Here is a 16,916-nt window from a genome sequence, read left to right on the forward strand (position 1 = left end):
AAAAATGAGCTATCTTAAATTATCTTGTTTACTTATTAGCGAAACTTTACTGTACTTGTTTAAACTTAAAATAAACTTAAGTCATTTAATTATATAAGCTTACTACTCTTTATAGCCCTCAAGATCCACCTTACATTATCGCAAGCAATACCCAGTTTATTGCCCCAACTGACATGCATATTTACGAACAACTCTCACCATCTACTTCTATTTGAGTTCGTAGACTTTGAAATAAAACTCTCTGAACATTACAGTGAAAATTAAAATCCAGTTTTTCGATTGCAACAATCTTTTTATTCCATTTTAAAGATTGAAAATAATGAGCAATACTAAACTCATCAAATTATGAGAGTTAGGGTATTCAAAATGATTAAGACAGTTACTTTTGCAATGATGCACTTCGCAATCGCTTTTACAGTGACTTACTTTTTAACCGGTAGTTTTTTAATTGGCGGCTTGGTTGCTATTGTTGAGCCAGCTGTGAACACTGTTGCGTTTTACTTCCACGAAAAAGTATGGCGTAAAGTTGAAACTCAGAATAACTTTAAACAAGATTCAGATGGGATAATGTTTGCATAAGAATTAACTAGATTGAATTGGCTCACAAACCAACGAATATCCCCATATTACACCTCGAACTGTAAATTAAGCTTTGCCACTAGAGCCGGTGGCAGAGCTTCAGAGCAAAAAGGCTAAAGCTGTTTTTAATTATTAGCCGAAATTAACGAGCCCTTTTAATACTTCTTGTAAAAGAGCTCAAAACTCCCTTCCCTAGATGCATGACAATTAAAACTAAACAAAATAAACATATAACCTTGAATTAAATAAAAAAAGAAAATTAATCCATTCTTTTTTCATTAAATATAACCCCCTAAAAGCAAGGTTAAGCCCTTTCAATTTAGAGCTAATACTCAAATTAGGCTTGCAATTATCACTTTTCAGCTTACACTTGTGCGCCAGGTGAGCGTACACTTGTAAGCTAAAGGCGAAAAATGAGAGCGTTATTAAATTCATTATCAAAACATTTATTGCATCATCAGTCATGGGCAGGATACTGGGAGCCTGTGATTCAGTGCTTTAAACCAGGCTGGCGCGAAGGCTACTTTCGTGCACAAGTAAAACATGTACAGGTGTTTGCTGAACAAAGCGTTGAGTTGATTATAGAGCCAGAGAAAACATGGCCAGTTCATCAAGCAGGCCAGCACATTGCGTTAACAATCCAAACGAATGGTCGAATGCTAACGCGTGTATTTACAATCGCAAGCGAACCACAATTGGCAAGGCAGCAGCGACAAATTCGTTTATTGATCCGCAGCCAAGAGTTCGGCGCATTTACATCAAAGCTAATAAATTTGAGGCTAGGGCAATGGCTTAATATTTCTGAGCCTAAAGGCCAGTTTGTTATACCAAATACCGCGCGCTCTTTAATCATGCTTGCCGGTGGCTCAGGCATTACGCCATTTATAGCCATGCTTAAATCTTTACCTGCAGATAGCAAACACACTATAACCCTGCTTTACTATGCAAAGCCGAACAGCCACTGGCTTAAAGATGAGCTTGAGCAACTAAAGCAATCACTGAGCAATTTTGATTATCACTTACTTGAGCGCAACAAAGATGGCGATGCGACGACATGGCTGACAAAAAATGCGCATAAACACTGGTTAGTGTGCGGCCCAGCTGCTTTGTATAAGCAAGCAGCCGCTTTAGCTAAGCAATTAGATACGCCTATCGACAGTGAGCATTTCAGTGCAGTCCCTGCAGTTTTAGCAACCTCTGATAAGCACGAACTAACACTCACTCATCAGGGCAAAACATTCACGATTGATAACCAACAAACCTTACTGTCCCACTTACAAGCGAATGAACAGCCGGTGTCAGTTGGCTGTGGTATGGGAATTTGCCATCAATGCCAATGCGTTAAAAAGCAAGGCATCGTACGTGATATTCGCACCGGTGAGCTCTCTGATAGCTCAGAGCAGTTAATTCAACTTTGTATATCGCAACCAGTCAGTGACGTGGAGTTATCAGCATGAAGACAACAAAAACAGTCAATTTTGAAAAATTAGCAGCTCAACTCGATAGCGTTAAAACAGATGTAAAATCAAAACTCGGTGAGCAAGATGCAAAATACATTCGCCGCGTTATTGTTTGCCAGCGAGTGTTTGAATGGAGTGGCCGAATTTTATTAATGCTAGGCTTTATTCAGCCTGTTTTATGGCTCGTGGGTGTGCTTAGTTTAGCCACAGCAAAAATCCTCGATAACATGGAAATTGGCCACAATGTGATGCATGGCCAATACGACTGGATGAATGATAAATACATAAATTCAAAGTCTTACGAGTGGGATATAGCGTGCGATGGGGCTAGTTGGAACCGCGTTCATAACTACGAGCACCACACCTATACCAATATTATTGGTAAAGATCGCGACTTCGGTTATGGATTACTGCGCTTATCGAATGACTTTCGTTGGCGAGTAAAAAACCTATGGCAATTTGTCACTTACTTATTGCTCAGTGTGCTGTTCCAATGGGGTGTGTCGTACCATGAAATGGCAGCCGAGCGAGTATTTTTTGGCAAGAAAAAAGATGACCGCGATTACAAAGTACCGCATAGCGAACTGAAAAAGCGCTTTTTTAGTAAAGGGGCACGCCAGCTAGTGAAAGACTACCTGCTCTTTCCGTTGATTGCTGGGCCTTTATTTTTGTGGGTTTTGGCGGGCAACTTAGCGGCTAATTTATTACGTAACCTGTGGACCTCAACCATTATCTTTTGCGGGCATTTTACCGGTGAAGTTGAAACATTTAACCAGCAAGACTGCGAAAATGAATCACAAGGTCAGTGGTATTACCGCCAAGCGTTGGGGTCATCAAATATCAAAGGGGGTAACCTGTTTCATGTAATGACTGGGCACTTGAGCTATCAAATAGAGCATCACTTATTCCCTGATTTACCCGCAAAACGCTACCGCGAAATTGCCCCTAAGGTGCAAGCTATCTTTAAAGAGCACGGTATTCACTACAATACCGGCGGCTTCTTTCGCCAGTACTTTTCTGTAGTAAAACGAATTGTACGCTACTCTTTTCCGTAAATAATGAACGCCAGTGCAAAGTACTGGCGTTAAATCTCATTCGATTCAGACCAAACCCGTAACTCATCGAGAATATGCAGTGCTGAGCGGCCAAAGTCAGTAAGCTCATAGGTCACCGCTATCGGGCGCGTGCTAATAACATGACGGGTGATCATCGCTCTACTTTCAAGCTCTTTTAGACGTTGGTCTATCATCTTTTTGCTTGCACCACCCAGCATACGCGTTAAATCATTAAAACGCACAGGGCCATCTTTTAAATGATAGATAATAGATCCCGTCCATTTACCGCCAATCAAACGCATGCCTTTTTCAATTGCACACGGCTCCATGCAAGCATTTAAAACTTTTTTTCTACCCTTACTATCTGTTTCTACTGAACTTTCCAAAACATCCTCGCATTTTTCAGACTAGTTACAAAAAGGTGACTGGTTGATTAAATAATCTAGGTTACTATTATACACCACAGAATACATTTTGAACACGATAAAGTAATTAGCAAACGGATACTCAACTATGAAAAACGTATTAATTCTTAACGCACATCACTATTACCCTTTTTCTGAAGGTAAGTTAAATGCTGCTTTAATCGAAAAAGCCGACGCTTTTTTTAAAGCAAAAGGCTATCAAACTCGTGTGGTTAATACACAAGACGAATTTGATGTAGAAACTGAACTTGAGAACCATCAATGGGCAGATATCGTCTTTTTGCAATCACCTATTAATTGGATGGGCATGACTTGGTCATTCAAAAAATACATGGATGAAGTTTACACCGCGGGCATGGGTGGAGCGCTTTGCCATGGTGATGGTCGCCATCAAGACAATCCAAAAGCCAATTACGGTAAAGGCGGCACCTTAAATAACACTCAATACATGATGTCGCTGACTTTAAATGCACCTGCAGAATCATTTGCAGATGCCACTGACTTTTTTGAAGGTAAAAGTGTTGATGACCTTGTTTTCCCAATGCATATGAACTTTAAGTTTTTCGGTATGCAAGGGTTACCTACTTTCGCCTGTTATGACGTGATGAAAAATGCAGACATCGAGAGCGACTTTGCGCGCTTTGAAAAACACTTAAACGAAAATTTTTAAGGAACACTCATGAGTAACGAATCTGTTTATAGCAATAAACTCCATCCGGGCAGTGCATTTCCTAGTATTAGTGCTGCACTTTTGAATGGTGAAGAGGCTGTTCTTGGTCAACCTCAACACGGTGCAAGCTGGCAGCTTGTGGTTGTTTATCGTGGTAAGCATTGCCCTTTATGTACTCGCTATTTAAATAGCCTCGAGCAGTACAAAGCTGCGCTATTAGAAACGGGTGTTGATGTAATTGCTGTTTCAGGTGATAGCAAAGAGCAGTTAGAAGCGCATTTAGAGCAGTTATCTGTGTCATTTCCACTTGCTTACGGTTTGACTTCAGAGCAAATGCAAGCATTAGGTACTTACATATCTGATCCCCGTTCACCGCAAGAAACAGATCACCCTTTCGCAGAGCCTGCACTGTTTGTGGTTAACGAGCAAGGTAATGTACATGTGGTTGATTATTCTAATAACCCATTTGTAAGACCTGATTTAGCAACCTTGGTAAGTGGACTTAACTGGATACGCGATCCAAAAAATAACTACCCAATTCGCGGTATGCATAAATAGAGAGTAGCCATGAGCAAATTTACAACTTTGCTGATTGGCTTGGTGAGCATAATGATGTGCTCACCACATGCCTTTTCAGCACAACTCCCCCATGCACATATTGCTTCACCTAATCACTATGAAGTATTGCTAGATAACAATGAAGTACTTGTTTTGCGTATGACTTTAGCACCAGGTGAGCAAGATAATTGGCATAAGCATAATGCTGAAACTGTCTACTTTGAGACAGGTGGTAAGGCAACCATCAGTACAAAAGAGTCACAAACAACACTTGAGATCCCCAATGGCTATGTGATGTGGCATGACGCATGGACTCATCAAGTCAAAAATGAAGGTGAAACCACCATCACTGCAATTATTGTTGAGAGCAAATAGGTAGGAGCAATTATGGCATTAGAAAACCACCCAATGTGGCGCTTACCTAAGCATCACCTAGATTTAAAAAGTTCACATGACCATGTTCATTGGGTTGAATTATTTTATGACCTTATCCATGTGGTAATCATTTTTTTGCTAGGTAATTTTTTAAGCGAACACTTACATTTAAGTGGTTTTCTTACTTTTGCAGGTTTATTCATCACCGTATGGTTCGCATGGGCAGACTCCAGCGTTTTTAACTCACTCTATGTCAGTACCGATGTAAAACATCGGCTGATCATGGCCTGCCAAATTGTCACCGCCATGGTTATGGCAGCCTCTATTCCCCATGTACTTGACAAAGGCTGGACATATTTTGCATTGGCCTATGCCGCAAACCGACTCATTACAGCGTATTTATTTCATCGCACCAATCAATTGGGGATCGAATCAACAAAATTAGCACGCACTGTGAGCCGTAACTACTTTGCTCTTGCTATCATCTTTGCTATCACAGCCTTTATCCCTGCACCCTATCGTTATTGGGTATTTGGCATTGCGATTGCCGCTATCCAAGTTTTATATATGGCTCCAAAAATTGGTGTACTTGAAAATAAACGTTTTTTACCACGCCTTGGGCATATGTCTGAGCGCTTTGCCCTTTTACTGCTCATTGTCGTAGGCGAAGGTTTCTTTAAATTGGTGATTACTTTATCAGAAAAAGGAATTTATAAAGTCGACCCCTCTGTACTGGCTAACTTTATGTTTGGCGGTATTGCAGTATTTGTGCAATGCTGGATTTACTTTGACTTTGTTGGCAATGGTAAACCTAAGAATCAACATAAATGGACACTCGTAAGTTGGTGGTTAGCACACCTATTTTTAATGTTATGTGCAGTTATGGTTGGCGTTGCACTCGCCGGCGAAGTGAAAGCTGGGTTTTGGCAACCTTACCCACTTAAATATGGTGTCATTGGCTGTGTAGGGTTAGCAGGCTACTTATTGAGTTTATTGTGGATCCAGTTAATGATCGAACACCGTGTAGCCCATCGTTTTGCAACAGCTAAAGTAAGAATGTTTGGAGTTATACTCACTTTAGTTACCATTCCCATTTTACCCCATGTGCCTTCGCTCATTGGCAACTTACTTTGGGGCACAGCACTGATTTCACAAATTGCCTACCCAGTCACTCGCGCATACTTTACCCTTTCAAAAGAAGAAGCTAATTCATAACGATTAAAACACCTTTGCAAAAATGACAAAGGTGTTTTGTTATCCTTGCTGTTTTTCGCAAAGACTTTCCTAGCAATAATATCGCTATTCAATCATCCCTTCTTAGGGGTTGAAACAAGCATTAACGGACTCATGTCATAACTAAAGGCAATGAAAAATGCCGGTGTGAATCACATTGGCCTGCACTTTAGACGTAACGAATTACCCATCGAATGGGCATTAAAGCACATCGGCGAACATTTTTTGCCCAAGTTCCATAATTAAGGAGTTATGATGTCACAATCAATTATGCCAAAACTGGGTTTTGGTACATTTAGATTACAAGACGAAGTTGCATATCAAAGTGTGCTAACAGCTATTGAAGAGGGCTTTAGACACATCGACACCGCGCAAATATACGGTAATGAAGAAGCTGTTGGCCGAGCGATTAAAGACAGTGGTGTTGCACGTGGTGAGTTATTTATTACCACCAAAGTATGGTATGATAAGTTAAATAAAACGGACTTTATTAACAGCGTAAAAGAGAGCCTGACTAAACTACAACTAGATTACGTCGATTTACTGCTTATTCATTGGCCAAGCCCTGCCAATGGCGAAAGCATGGATGAGTACTTAACCGAGTTACAATCAGCAAAAGAGCTTGGTTTAACGAAAAAAATTGGTGTTTCAAACTTTACCATTGCACAAATGGAAGAAGCCTTAAGTATTTTGCCAAAAGGTGCGTTATTTACCAATCAAGTAGAAGTACATCCATACCTAACCAACCAAAAGGTACGTGAATTTTGCGCGCAAAACGACATTCTCGTTACGGGCTATATGCCATTTGCGGTAGGCAAAGTACTTAAAGATCCAACTATCAAGGCTATTGCAGACAAACATCAAGTGAGCACAGCTGAAGTGGTCATTGCTTGGGAATTAGCGCATGACATGGTGACGATACCGTCATCGACCAAACGCGAAAATATGGCTACCAACTTAAAAGCCCTTTCGCTTAGCTTAAGCCAAGACGAGATTAATCAAATTGATGCCCTTAGCTGCGGCGACAGGCAAGCCAACCCGGATTTTGCTCCTGACTGGGATCATGATGAAGTAAAAACAACTCACGCTTGGCAATTTCAAGGTGCTGATAAAGCACTCGCTTTGGGATTAAAAGATGTACCAGCACTTAAAGCAGGGCAAATTTTAGTTCGTAACCTTGCGATTGGTATCAATCCAGTTGATTGGAAGTTTATCCAAGCTGATCCTATTAATTGGCCAGATACACACACACCTGGCGTAGACGGTGCTGGGGTTGTTGAGCAGGTAGGCGATGGCGTAGATACCAAACTAATTGGTAAAACAGTCGCTTATCATCACAGCTTGAGCGAAAACGGCAGCTTTGCTAAACACGCGGTGCTTTATGCTGAACGTGTTATGCAGGTACCAAAAGAGTTAGCTGCTAATGTTGCTGCTGCATTGCCTTGCCCACTTCTTACTGCATGGCAAGCCTTTAGCAAAATACCATTACGCAAAGGCGAAAAAGTATTAGTTACCGGCATGGGGGCTGTTAATAAACTACTGACGCAAATGCTGAACCACAGTGGCTTTGAAGTTCATGCATTATCAAAAAGCTTAACGGCAGAGCAAGCAGAAAAACTTGGCGTTAAGTTAGTATTACGCGACGCGCCTTCTGAAGGTGGCTACTTTGCACTCTTTGATGCTAACGGCCCTGAAGAAGCTAAAAAGTTAGTGCCACTCCTAAAAGCAAATGGCCATGTGATCAGTATATTAGGACGTATTGAAACACCTGTAGATGAGCCATTTACGCGCACAATTTCTTATCACGAGATTGCCCTTGGTGCATTACATGATTATGGCGATACACAGCAATGGCAACGCCTTGTAAGTGATGGAGAAAAGCTCCTTAATGACATTGCTTCGGGTACTTTAAATGTTGAAGAACCTACTGACTTTGAATTTAACAATCTCAACGATGCGCTTGAGTTTTCTAGAATTCAAAAGCAAAAAGCCGTTGTCGTTGTTTAGTGATCATTTAAAAGGCCTCTTTTGAGGCCTTTTTTATTTTATGCGACTGTTTCGTTGGCTGTATTATTGATTACAGCTAGGTGATAAATAATCACTAAGTTTGCAATAAACCACAGATCTTTAATCACAAATTGACCAAGTCCTGCTAAAACCGTCGAACTGCTAAGCGCATTCGGTGCGGTAATTAAAAAAGTTTGCGTCATGATAAATACCGAGCAACAGGCAAGCCCTGCCAATACTATTAGCTTGTTGTTTTTAATCAACAAGCCAACACAAAGCAATAGCACACTGACAATGTCAAACACACCAATTACATTCGATGCACCTTGCACACTAAAAACCTGATATAACCACGACATAAACGGCGATGTTTCTACAAGGCTCACAATTCCCTTCGCCTCAAAAGCAAAAAACTTCATGGCGCCAATCCAAACCAACACTAATGCCACCGATGCATAATTTAAAGCAATATGCGCTTTATCAGTTAAAGCCTCTTTGTAAAACACAAATAAAAACAGTGGAATAACAGCAAAATACTTAATGATCCCCTGCCCTGAACCAATCACAGGAAAGCCTCCTTCACTTGCAAGCCAACGATTAGCGCCAAACAGCGTAATCAAACAGAGCATTGATATAGCAAATGCAGTGATGGTCGGAAGCGCTCTATTGATAAACCCCAAATGTGAATGAAGACTGGTAATGCCAACAAAGCAAAAAGCAAAGCCTGCGATCATACTCATGATGTGAGCTGGCACCTGAGCGTCTAATTTATAGAACGAAAAAATACTGCCAATGGCATTGGGGTTTGCCCCTAAGATAAAAGACAAGCCCAATAACGAAAAACTGATAGTGATAAGTGCAACCACTAAATTATTTGCTGTACGTAAATTCATTTAACCCCCGCTTTACTGCTTATTTAAAAGACCCAAGTTAGGGATAAAAACATTCACACTAAAATCAAATATAAGAAAAGCCAGACCGGACTATTTATAAGAAATTGAAAAATAAATAAAATCATCACTGCTATTTGCTGTTATTTAGTTAAAAATAAATCTCTTTAATTCAATATCAGCAATTTTGTTCAAGTTTTTAGGTTGCCTGCTTCGCTATATTGGCGTAGGAATAATAACGAAGCGCACAACTTTCAGGAGCATCTGTGAGCAAAGACAATCACTTTAAGTACATTAACAACGAACAGCATCAAAGCATCTCGATGTTAACTGCGACTATGAGTGATTTTACCTATGCAAAACATGCTCACGAAGAGTATTCAATTGGTATTACCCTACAGGGACGGCAAGATTTCTTTTGTCGTAATGCGTTTTATAAAAGCGTACCTGGCAATGTCATTTTGTTTAATCCTGAAGATATTCACGATGGTCACTCTGGCACTGAGCAAAACCTAGAGTATCTAATGCTGTACATTCATCCCGATGAATTTCAGCCTTTGTTCAAAGCGCTTGGGTATAAGCAAGATTGCACATTACGTATGGCAAACACCTTGTATGCTGATCCATTACTGCGTAATCAAGTGATTAACTTATCGAGGCTTTTACAAACCAATAGCACCAGCAAAATAGAGCGAGAAGCTGCGCTATTGCAAATGGCGCAGTCTTTAGCAAGGCTCAATGGCAACCTTGATTTGCCAACTTTAAACACCCGAGTTGATAGCTTACTACTGCGCGCAAAAGACTACATTTTGGCAAATATCGACAATGACATTGCTATTGATGACATTGCCCATGCTGCCACTATGTCGAAGTTCCATTTTATCCGCCGCTTTCGCGAGCACTTCGGTATTACTCCACATCAATATGTTTTGAACTGTCGTATTAATTATGCCCGTAGAGCGTTACAAGTTGGCCGCGATGCCACCAGCGTAGCGGTTGAATCTGGCTTTGCAGATGCCAGCCACCTCAATCGTAACTTCAAACGAGTATTCGGTATGACACCAAAACAATTTCAACTGCAATGGGCTCGTAGATAGAGCTAAATTACTGATTTGGAGCTGTTATGGCAGATATTTTTGCATATGCTATTGGCATTATGTACACCCCTGGGCCAATCAATTTACTCGGTTTAAGCAGTGGCTTAAATAAACAAACACATTCACACCTTGGGTTTTTTATCGGCGTGGGTAGCGCGATGTTTATCTTATTTGTGCTGCTTGGCTACCTTGGCTTACAAGTGATCAACCCGCAGTTTTTGCCTTATGTGAGCTTAATTGGTTGCGGCTATATTTTGTATATTGCTTGGAAGGTCGCAAAAGCAAAAGTACAGGTGAGTGATACCTCAGCTGATGCCTCACTTAGCTTTTTCGATGGCCTGTTTATGCAGCTATTAAATCCAAAAGCCTTGGTGGCCACTTTGCCAATTGCTACGATTCAGTTCCCAAGTGCAGATATTACCGGCGCTGCAATCGTATTTTGGTCTCTTATTTTAGCCATTCTTGCCTTTGGTGCGCCTACAAGTTACTCGTTAGCGGGCTTGGTGCTTGGCAAACAAGTATCACGGCCGGGTGTTTTTAATGTGTTTAATAAACTGATGGCTGTTTTGTTGGTTTATGTCGCACTAATGATTGCCTACGAGCATGTGCTAACCCCGTTAATGGCCTAAAATTGATCATCCCTCGCAAACGGGCATAATAGCGTTATTCAGCAAACGGTTATCACAAAATGATGCAAGGCAATCTATCTATCCGCTCTTACAGTACTAAGCCTGTTAGTCATAGCCATGACTATCATCAACTTGTACTGCCCTTAAAAGGTGTGATTGCTATTAGTGTCGGTGATTTTCAAGGTAAAGTCGCCCCGGGTGAATGCGTGGTTGTCAAAGCCTCGCAAACACACCTGTTTACCGCAATGCCAGAGGCGCGATTTGTGGTGGCCGATATGCCAACGCTACCAGATAACCTGGCCACTGCTGAGCGCTGCGTGTTTGCTATTAATCAATCACTTTGGGCATTTTTGCAGTTTGTGGCAAAGCAGCTTGAGCAAGCGGTTAATCGTGAATTAGAACTTGCCATGTTTAACACCTTCAATTTGCTGTTAGCTGAGCAAATTATGCAGCCAAAAGTCGACAGCCGTATTAGCGAGGCCCTGCTTTATATTGACAGTCACTTAGGTACTCCTCTTCAAATCAAACACCTTGCCAGCATTGCCTGTTTAAGCCGAACGCAATTTAAGCTGCTGTTTAAGCAACAAACCGGATTGACTGTCATGAACTATGTAACCAAACAGCGAATGGAAAAAGCCCAAGCCTTACTCAGCCATACCGACTATCCGTTACAACGTATTAGTGAGTTAGTTGGTTACAATGAGCTTTCATCTTTTAGCCGCAGTTTTTCAAAGTACTTTGGCTTATCACCAAGTAAATTCAAAAAATAACTTTAGTTTTTAACGTCAACAAAACCGTCCTTTTTGTCAAAAACTGCACATAAATTTTGATTATGCTTTTGATATCTTAAATTTAAAGCGAATCATCAATGAACCATACCATCGCGACCATTGCCGTTTTAGTTGCCAGTGTGTTTTGGGGCACAACAGGCACGGCCGCAAGCTTTGCACCAGACATTAGCCCTTTTGCAATAGGTGCGTTTGCGATGGGGTTTGGCGGCGTATTACTTTGCTTAACCTCACTAACTCAACTGATAAACAATGCAAGTACACTGCGTAAGCACTACCGCCTAACCCTACTAGGTTCAGCCTGTGTGGCTATTTATCCGCTAGCATTTTATACCTCAATGAATAGTGCCGGCGTAGCAATTGGCACCGTTGTTTCGATTGCCAGCGCCCCTTTATTTACCGTCTTATTGGAATACTTAATTGAGAAAAAGCCCATTGCAACTCGCTGGCTAGTCAGCTTTTGCTTTGGTGCAGTAGGCATTGGCTTAATCGCGTTAGCCAAAGAGCATAACTCTGCTGCTAAGGGGCTGTTTAGCCAAAACATCGGAATTTTACTTGGCTTAATTGCAGGGCTTACCTATGCGGGCTATTCATGGGTTGCCAAACGTTTAATTAGCAACGGCGTTCACTCAAGAGCGACTATGGCGAGCCTATTTGGCGGCGCTGCATGTGTACTCTTGCCTTCGTTATTGATCACTGGAGATACGCTTTTTGCCACAGTTACCAATACCAGCGTGGCGCTTTACATGGCCATAGTACCGATGTTTTTAGGTTATTGGCTATTTAGTATTGGCTTAAAAACCATAGCGGCTAGCCAAGCCGTGCTCATTACTTTACTTGAGCCTATTATCGCCACCATACTGGCTATTGTGATTTTAAATGAGCAGTTTCAGCGAATTGGCTGGCTTGGCATTGGCTTAGTGAGCATTAGCTTGGTAATTCAAACGGTCAATTTTAAACGAATATTAGTGCGCTACTCGAAACGTTTACTTATACCCTGAATTAAAATAATTAAAGGGGAAACCCAAAAGGACAATGTCTTGATAATATAGATTAAATGTATGCGCTAAGTCAGTTTAAACTCACTTAGCGCATGTTTACTTTAGGCTGTTTTAAAAGGATTACGAGTATCTTGGTTAGCATCAAGATTGCGCATCAAAATTGCGTGATCTAAATCGATATCTTCTGGCAGAGGAATTTTAACAATATGACCTGAGCCTTTAGCATCGCTAATGGCTTCGCCTTTTTTGTTTTCCATAAAATCCAACTTAAAGTTGATATTCCCTTTTGGTGTCATAAGCTCAAGTGAATGACCAGTACAGAACTTATTTTTCACATCAATTTCAACTAAACCATTATCGTTGCGACCTAATACTTCACCCACAAACTGCTGTTTATCTGATACCGAATGACCGTATTCATAGTTTTGATAGTCTTGATGCGCATGACGCTTTAAGAACCCTTCGGTATAGCCACGGTGCGCTAAGTTCTCAAGAGTTTTAAATAAGTTTGCGTCAAATGGACGACCAGCAACGGCATCATCAATGGCTTTACGATACACTTGTGCAGTACGAGCAACATAGTAGAAAGACTTGGTACGGCCTTCAATTTTTAAACTATGCACGCCCATTTTCGTTAGTTGATCAACATATTGAACGGCACGTAAATCTTTTGAGTTCATAATGTAAGTACCATGCTCGTCTTCAAAAGCAGGCATGTACTCACCAGGACGCCCTTGCTCTTCAAGCATAAATACTTCATTACTTGGGGCACCATCACCTAGGGTTGGGATCACCGCTTTAGGGTCAATTTTATGTACCATTTCGCCGGTTTCATTCTCGGTGCCTGGTTTCACATCGTAGTTCCAGCGACATGCATTAGTGCACGTTCCTTGATTTGGATCGCGTTTATTAATGTAACCCGATAGCAAACAACGGCCAGAGTACGCCATGCAAAGTGCACCGTGAACAAACACTTCTAATTCTGTATTTGGGCATAGCTCACGAATTTCAGCGATTTCTTCAAGCGATAATTCGCGCGATAAAATGACTCGTTCAATACCCTGCTGAGCCCAAAAGTTCACTGTGGCATAGTTCACCGCATTGGCCTGCACAGATAAGTGAATTGGCATGTCTGGCCATTTTTCACGCACTAACATGATAAGCCCAGGATCTGACATGATCAGCGCATCTGGCTGCATCTCAATGACAGGCTCAATATCGCGTAAATACGATTTTACCTTGGCATTATGAGGAGCAATGTTCGACACTACATATAATTTTTTATTTTGCGCATGGGCTTCGTTGATACCGGTTTGCAGATTATCTAGGTCAAACTCATTGTTACGAACACGAAGGCTATAACGAGGTTGGCCTGCGTAAACGGCATCTGCACCATAGGCAAAGGCATAACGCATATTCTTTAAACTACCCGCAGGTGATAACAACTCAGGCGTAAAAGGACGAGGGGTCAAAATAGGTGACGACATGAAAGCTCCACACATCGAACCGAGTACAAGTCGGTTGCATGAATTAATACAAGAATGAAGCGCGGCAGTATAATAACCTGTCCAGTAATTTTATTGATCTAGATCATGATTGATTCATAGAGCTTATTGTTGAGTAGGTGACAAACGAAAAAAGCGCCATAAGCGCTTTGGTCATAACAACAATATAGAGGAATAGTTAATGGGCTGAGCCATCTCCGCCACGTAATACGTTACTAGATGCTTTACACCCATTTTCAGCGATATAATCAACAGCTGCTTTGGCTTGCACTATGCCCCAGCCGTAAGCATGATCATAACCCATATCCCCCTGATCATCGGCAGATGCCCTCAGTGCTAAACGAATACCATTCGCAGAACACTCAGGATAATTACTCCATACCAATGCAGCTACGCCGGAAACATGGGGAGTTGCCATCGAAGTACCTGATTTAAAGTCATGATCTGAAAACTCAGCGACTGTTATTGTGGTTTCCTTACCGAGGTTGTCCATTAAATTAAGACCCTCATTTCTTGTCACAGAGCCAGCAATCATAGAAGTAGGGTTAATAGTGCCGATTAGCTGGCTTTGGTTATTATTACGAATAATAACTCCCACACCGCCATCCGCTTCACACTGCTCTACTTTTTTATAAAACGGAATTTCCCCTCGTTCGATTAGACAGATTTTTCCTGTTACATCTCCACAGCTCTGAGTACCTAAACCACAATCAACGAGCTCCCCTGTCACAGTACCAAAACGCGAGCCATCCATACCATAATATTGGAAATTAACATTATCTTGCGTGACATTAAATTTTGAAAAGCGCGCGCGGTCAACAGGCACAGTTGAGAAAACATTAACGCCTGGCGCTGCTAGTTCAATTTGACTGCTTCGCTGAGAAAAGCTTGCATGATTTTTAGTGCTATCAACCGCTGCGACTGAAATCACACTATCATAAGACGCAGGGTAGCTATGTGAAGCTTCACCAGCATTTCCTGCTGCCGCAACCATTAATATATTTGCACGAGCAACTTTATCTAACGCTTTTTCTTCAATCGGGCTTGAGTATTTTCCCCCAAGGCTCATTGAAATAACCGTTGAACCAGCTTGCTGGCATTCATCAATCGCACCGGCTAAATCCGAAGCGTAAGCCCAGCTACCATTACCTGCAAAAACACGCACAATGTGCATATCAAGGGAATGATCATCGACAATCCCTGTCGTACCAAATTCATTGTCGATTGCGACAATCGTGCCCGCAACATGAGTACCATGACCAAATGGATCTTGATACCACACACCAGCACCGCCATCGTCTGAGCCTGTAACACCAGCACTCGGCAAATCTGGGTGCTCTAAGGCATAACCGCTATCGATTACACACACTTTTTGTCCGCCTTGATATTGAACTTGATCAGCTTGAACCATCGCTAAACCATACGGAATATATTGCGAAGCGCCTTCAGACATTAACTTTCTTGGTACGTCAGGGTAAAAAGTCTTTACGTTTGTAAGCCCTGTAACATTGGCTAACTGAGTTTTATCAATCGAAATTGCAAAACTTTCTAGTGAACTAAGCTCTTTTTCTATTTTAATATTATTTGATAACAACTCCGATTTAAGCGCTGAGGCTTTATTACTATTTGCTTCTAGAACAATTCGCATTGATTGATCAGCTAAAGAAGGAAAACTATAAGCAAGAGCAATGCTTGCCGCTAAAACTGTTTTTTTATTTATCATCATTAAACTCCTTCTCTACTCTGCGTTGTCGTCATTTTTGCTACTTGGGCAATCTTTCACTTGTACATTGCCACTTATTGTTCCGGCATTGTTATAGCCTTGGTATGGACCAGACTCGAGTAACATCACATTCAATAACCCATTTGCACCAAATCCAGATTTAATACCTTCAGAAATATCCATCATGCATGCAAAGCCAACCCCCTCTCCAGGCAGGCTAGGATTGGTTGAGTTATAATTAAACTCAACTTGATACATCCCCTCAGTGCAAATATCTTGTTTGCAGAATAATCGCTCATCACCAGACTCTGCCCCATCAGGCGACACTGGATCTTCACTACATAAGCCTGCACCATAAACCTGTGCGTTAAATGATACTCCTCCAGATTGTTGCCAATCTAATGCAGTTACATCTTTGTAATTTACTTTTCCGCTTACTTCTCCATCACAACGAGCTGCATGTGCTGTAAACACAGCTTTTCCAGCCCCACCCTTTGAATTAAGAGTGCCACCAGCGTTAACTTGAGCGTCTAACTTTGCACATCCACCCATAATAGCGAATGATGTGATTAACAAACCTAACTGCGCTTTTTTCATATTAATTCCTTGTTGTTTGTTTTTATTAAAAACAGCTAAAACCACTCAATAATAAAATATATTTAATTTATACAATTAGTTATGAGTGACAAAACAAGTAATAGAGGAAGTGAAATGAGAATTCAACACACTAAAAAGGGTAAAAATTATGGCAAGAAAAACAATTAATTTGACTGTAAAAAAACACCTTTATTAACAAACTGTTAAAGACATATTCACACAATATAAGAGTGTATCAATCTGTACCAAAATGTAACCAAGCACTTAAATATTATAAAAACAGATGCAAACTAGCACTTTAGAACTACATAAATTAAACTAAGT

Annotated in this window: 17 protein-coding genes and 1 pseudogene; 13 read left to right on the forward strand and 5 right to left on the reverse strand. The window is 41.1% G+C overall.

Going from position 1 to position 16,916, the window contains the following annotated elements; translation table 11 throughout:
* The first annotated feature begins 366 nt into the window (after window positions 1–366).
* The 3 genes from EXT43_RS19525 to EXT43_RS19535 all read left to right on the forward strand — a co-directional run bounded on the left by EXT43_RS19525 (window position 367) and on the right by EXT43_RS19535 (window position 3,094).
* The gene (locus EXT43_RS19525) at window positions 367–579 is read left to right on the forward strand and encodes a DUF2061 domain-containing protein (RefSeq protein WP_062565838.1); all 213 of its coding nucleotides are present in this window, start codon (window positions 367–369) and stop codon (window positions 577–579) included.
* Between the two features lie 413 nt (window positions 580–992).
* On the forward strand, window positions 993–2,036 hold the full coding sequence (locus EXT43_RS19530; protein ID WP_240701542.1) for an iron-sulfur cluster-binding domain-containing protein: 1,044 nt from the start codon (window positions 993–995) through the stop codon (window positions 2,034–2,036).
* Window positions 2,033–3,094 (forward strand): acyl-CoA desaturase, encoded by a 1,062-nt coding sequence (locus EXT43_RS19535; protein WP_130167737.1) that lies wholly within the window; start codon window positions 2,033–2,035, stop codon window positions 3,092–3,094. Before EXT43_RS19530 ends, EXT43_RS19535 begins: the two co-directional genes overlap by 4 nt.
* A 29-nt stretch (window positions 3,095–3,123) precedes the next feature.
* Here EXT43_RS19535 and EXT43_RS19540 read toward each other — a convergent pair whose 3' ends face one another.
* Window positions 3,124–3,480, reverse strand: coding sequence for a helix-turn-helix domain-containing protein (locus EXT43_RS19540; protein ID WP_054553546.1), 357 nt, complete (start codon window positions 3,478–3,480; stop codon window positions 3,124–3,126).
* A 127-nt stretch (window positions 3,481–3,607) separates the two neighbouring features.
* Here EXT43_RS19540 and EXT43_RS19545 point away from each other — a divergent pair, with 127 nt between their 5' ends.
* The 6 genes and pseudogenes from EXT43_RS19545 (at window position 3,608) to EXT43_RS19565 (ending at window position 8,362) form a co-directional block, all read left to right on the forward strand.
* On the forward strand, window positions 3,608–4,189 hold the full coding sequence (locus EXT43_RS19545; protein ID WP_130167738.1) for an NAD(P)H-dependent oxidoreductase: 582 nt from the start codon (window positions 3,608–3,610) through the stop codon (window positions 4,187–4,189).
* A 9-nt stretch (window positions 4,190–4,198) separates the two neighbouring features.
* Window positions 4,199–4,747: a redoxin domain-containing protein gene (locus EXT43_RS19550; RefSeq protein ID WP_130167739.1), complete on the forward strand. Its 549-nt coding sequence runs from the start codon at window positions 4,199–4,201 to the stop codon at window positions 4,745–4,747.
* A gap of 9 nt (window positions 4,748–4,756) precedes the next feature.
* Window positions 4,757–5,122 carry a hypothetical protein gene (locus EXT43_RS19555; RefSeq protein ID WP_063704245.1) on the forward strand — a complete coding sequence of 122 codons (366 nt, stop codon included), beginning with the start codon at window positions 4,757–4,759 and terminating at the stop codon, window positions 5,120–5,122.
* Between the two features lie 12 nt (window positions 5,123–5,134).
* Complete coding sequence (locus tag EXT43_RS19560) at window positions 5,135–6,337, forward strand: low temperature requirement protein A (RefSeq protein ID WP_130167740.1); 1,203 nt, start codon at window positions 5,135–5,137, stop codon at window positions 6,335–6,337.
* Window positions 6,338–6,610: 273 nt separating this feature from the next.
* Window positions 6,611–7,417 (forward strand): annotated as a pseudogene (gene dkgB, locus EXT43_RS20870) (2,5-didehydrogluconate reductase DkgB); the annotation flags it as partial.
* Window positions 7,418–7,477: 60 nt separating this feature from the next.
* The gene (locus EXT43_RS19565; protein ID WP_240701550.1) at window positions 7,478–8,362 is read left to right on the forward strand and encodes an alcohol dehydrogenase catalytic domain-containing protein; all 885 of its coding nucleotides are present in this window, start codon (window positions 7,478–7,480) and stop codon (window positions 8,360–8,362) included.
* A 38-nt stretch (window positions 8,363–8,400) separates the two neighbouring features.
* Here the strand turns inward: EXT43_RS19565 and EXT43_RS19570 are convergent, their stop codons facing one another.
* Window positions 8,401–9,255, reverse strand: a complete 855-nt coding sequence (locus EXT43_RS19570; RefSeq protein WP_130167741.1) for a DUF417 family protein — start codon at window positions 9,253–9,255, stop codon at window positions 8,401–8,403.
* A 263-nt stretch (window positions 9,256–9,518) separates the two neighbouring features.
* Here EXT43_RS19570 and EXT43_RS19575 point away from each other — a divergent pair, with 263 nt between their 5' ends.
* The 4 genes from EXT43_RS19575 to EXT43_RS19590 all read left to right on the forward strand — a co-directional run bounded on the left by EXT43_RS19575 (window position 9,519) and on the right by EXT43_RS19590 (window position 12,767).
* Window positions 9,519–10,349 (forward strand): AraC family transcriptional regulator, encoded by an 831-nt coding sequence (locus tag EXT43_RS19575; protein WP_130167742.1) that lies wholly within the window; start codon window positions 9,519–9,521, stop codon window positions 10,347–10,349.
* Between the two features lie 26 nt (window positions 10,350–10,375).
* Window positions 10,376–10,978, forward strand: a complete 603-nt coding sequence (locus EXT43_RS19580) for a LysE family transporter (RefSeq protein ID WP_130167743.1) — start codon at window positions 10,376–10,378, stop codon at window positions 10,976–10,978.
* 59 nt (window positions 10,979–11,037) lie between these two features.
* Complete coding sequence (locus EXT43_RS19585) at window positions 11,038–11,748, forward strand: AraC family transcriptional regulator (protein WP_346470065.1); 711 nt, start codon at window positions 11,038–11,040, stop codon at window positions 11,746–11,748.
* 98 nt (window positions 11,749–11,846) lie between these two features.
* Window positions 11,847–12,767 carry an EamA family transporter gene (locus tag EXT43_RS19590; protein ID WP_130167744.1) on the forward strand — a complete coding sequence of 307 codons (921 nt, stop codon included), beginning with the start codon at window positions 11,847–11,849 and terminating at the stop codon, window positions 12,765–12,767.
* 101 nt (window positions 12,768–12,868) lie between these two features.
* Here the strand turns inward: EXT43_RS19590 and yegQ are convergent, their stop codons facing one another.
* From yegQ to EXT43_RS19605, 3 genes are all read right to left on the reverse strand, one after another.
* Window positions 12,869–14,254: a tRNA 5-hydroxyuridine modification protein YegQ gene (gene yegQ / locus EXT43_RS19595; protein WP_130167745.1), complete on the reverse strand. Its 1,386-nt coding sequence runs from the start codon at window positions 14,252–14,254 to the stop codon at window positions 12,869–12,871.
* Between the two features lie 196 nt (window positions 14,255–14,450).
* Complete coding sequence (locus EXT43_RS19600; protein WP_130167746.1) at window positions 14,451–15,998, reverse strand: S8 family serine peptidase; 1,548 nt, start codon at window positions 15,996–15,998, stop codon at window positions 14,451–14,453.
* 12 nt (window positions 15,999–16,010) lie between these two features.
* Entirely contained in the window at window positions 16,011–16,592 is a 582-nt protein-coding gene (locus tag EXT43_RS19605) for a hypothetical protein (protein ID WP_058584534.1), read from the reverse strand.
* Window positions 16,593–16,916 lie beyond the last annotated feature (324 nt).

Source organism: Pseudoalteromonas sp. CO109Y, assembly GCF_004208935.1.
GTDB lineage: Bacteria > Pseudomonadota > Gammaproteobacteria > Enterobacterales > Alteromonadaceae > Pseudoalteromonas > Pseudoalteromonas shioyasakiensis.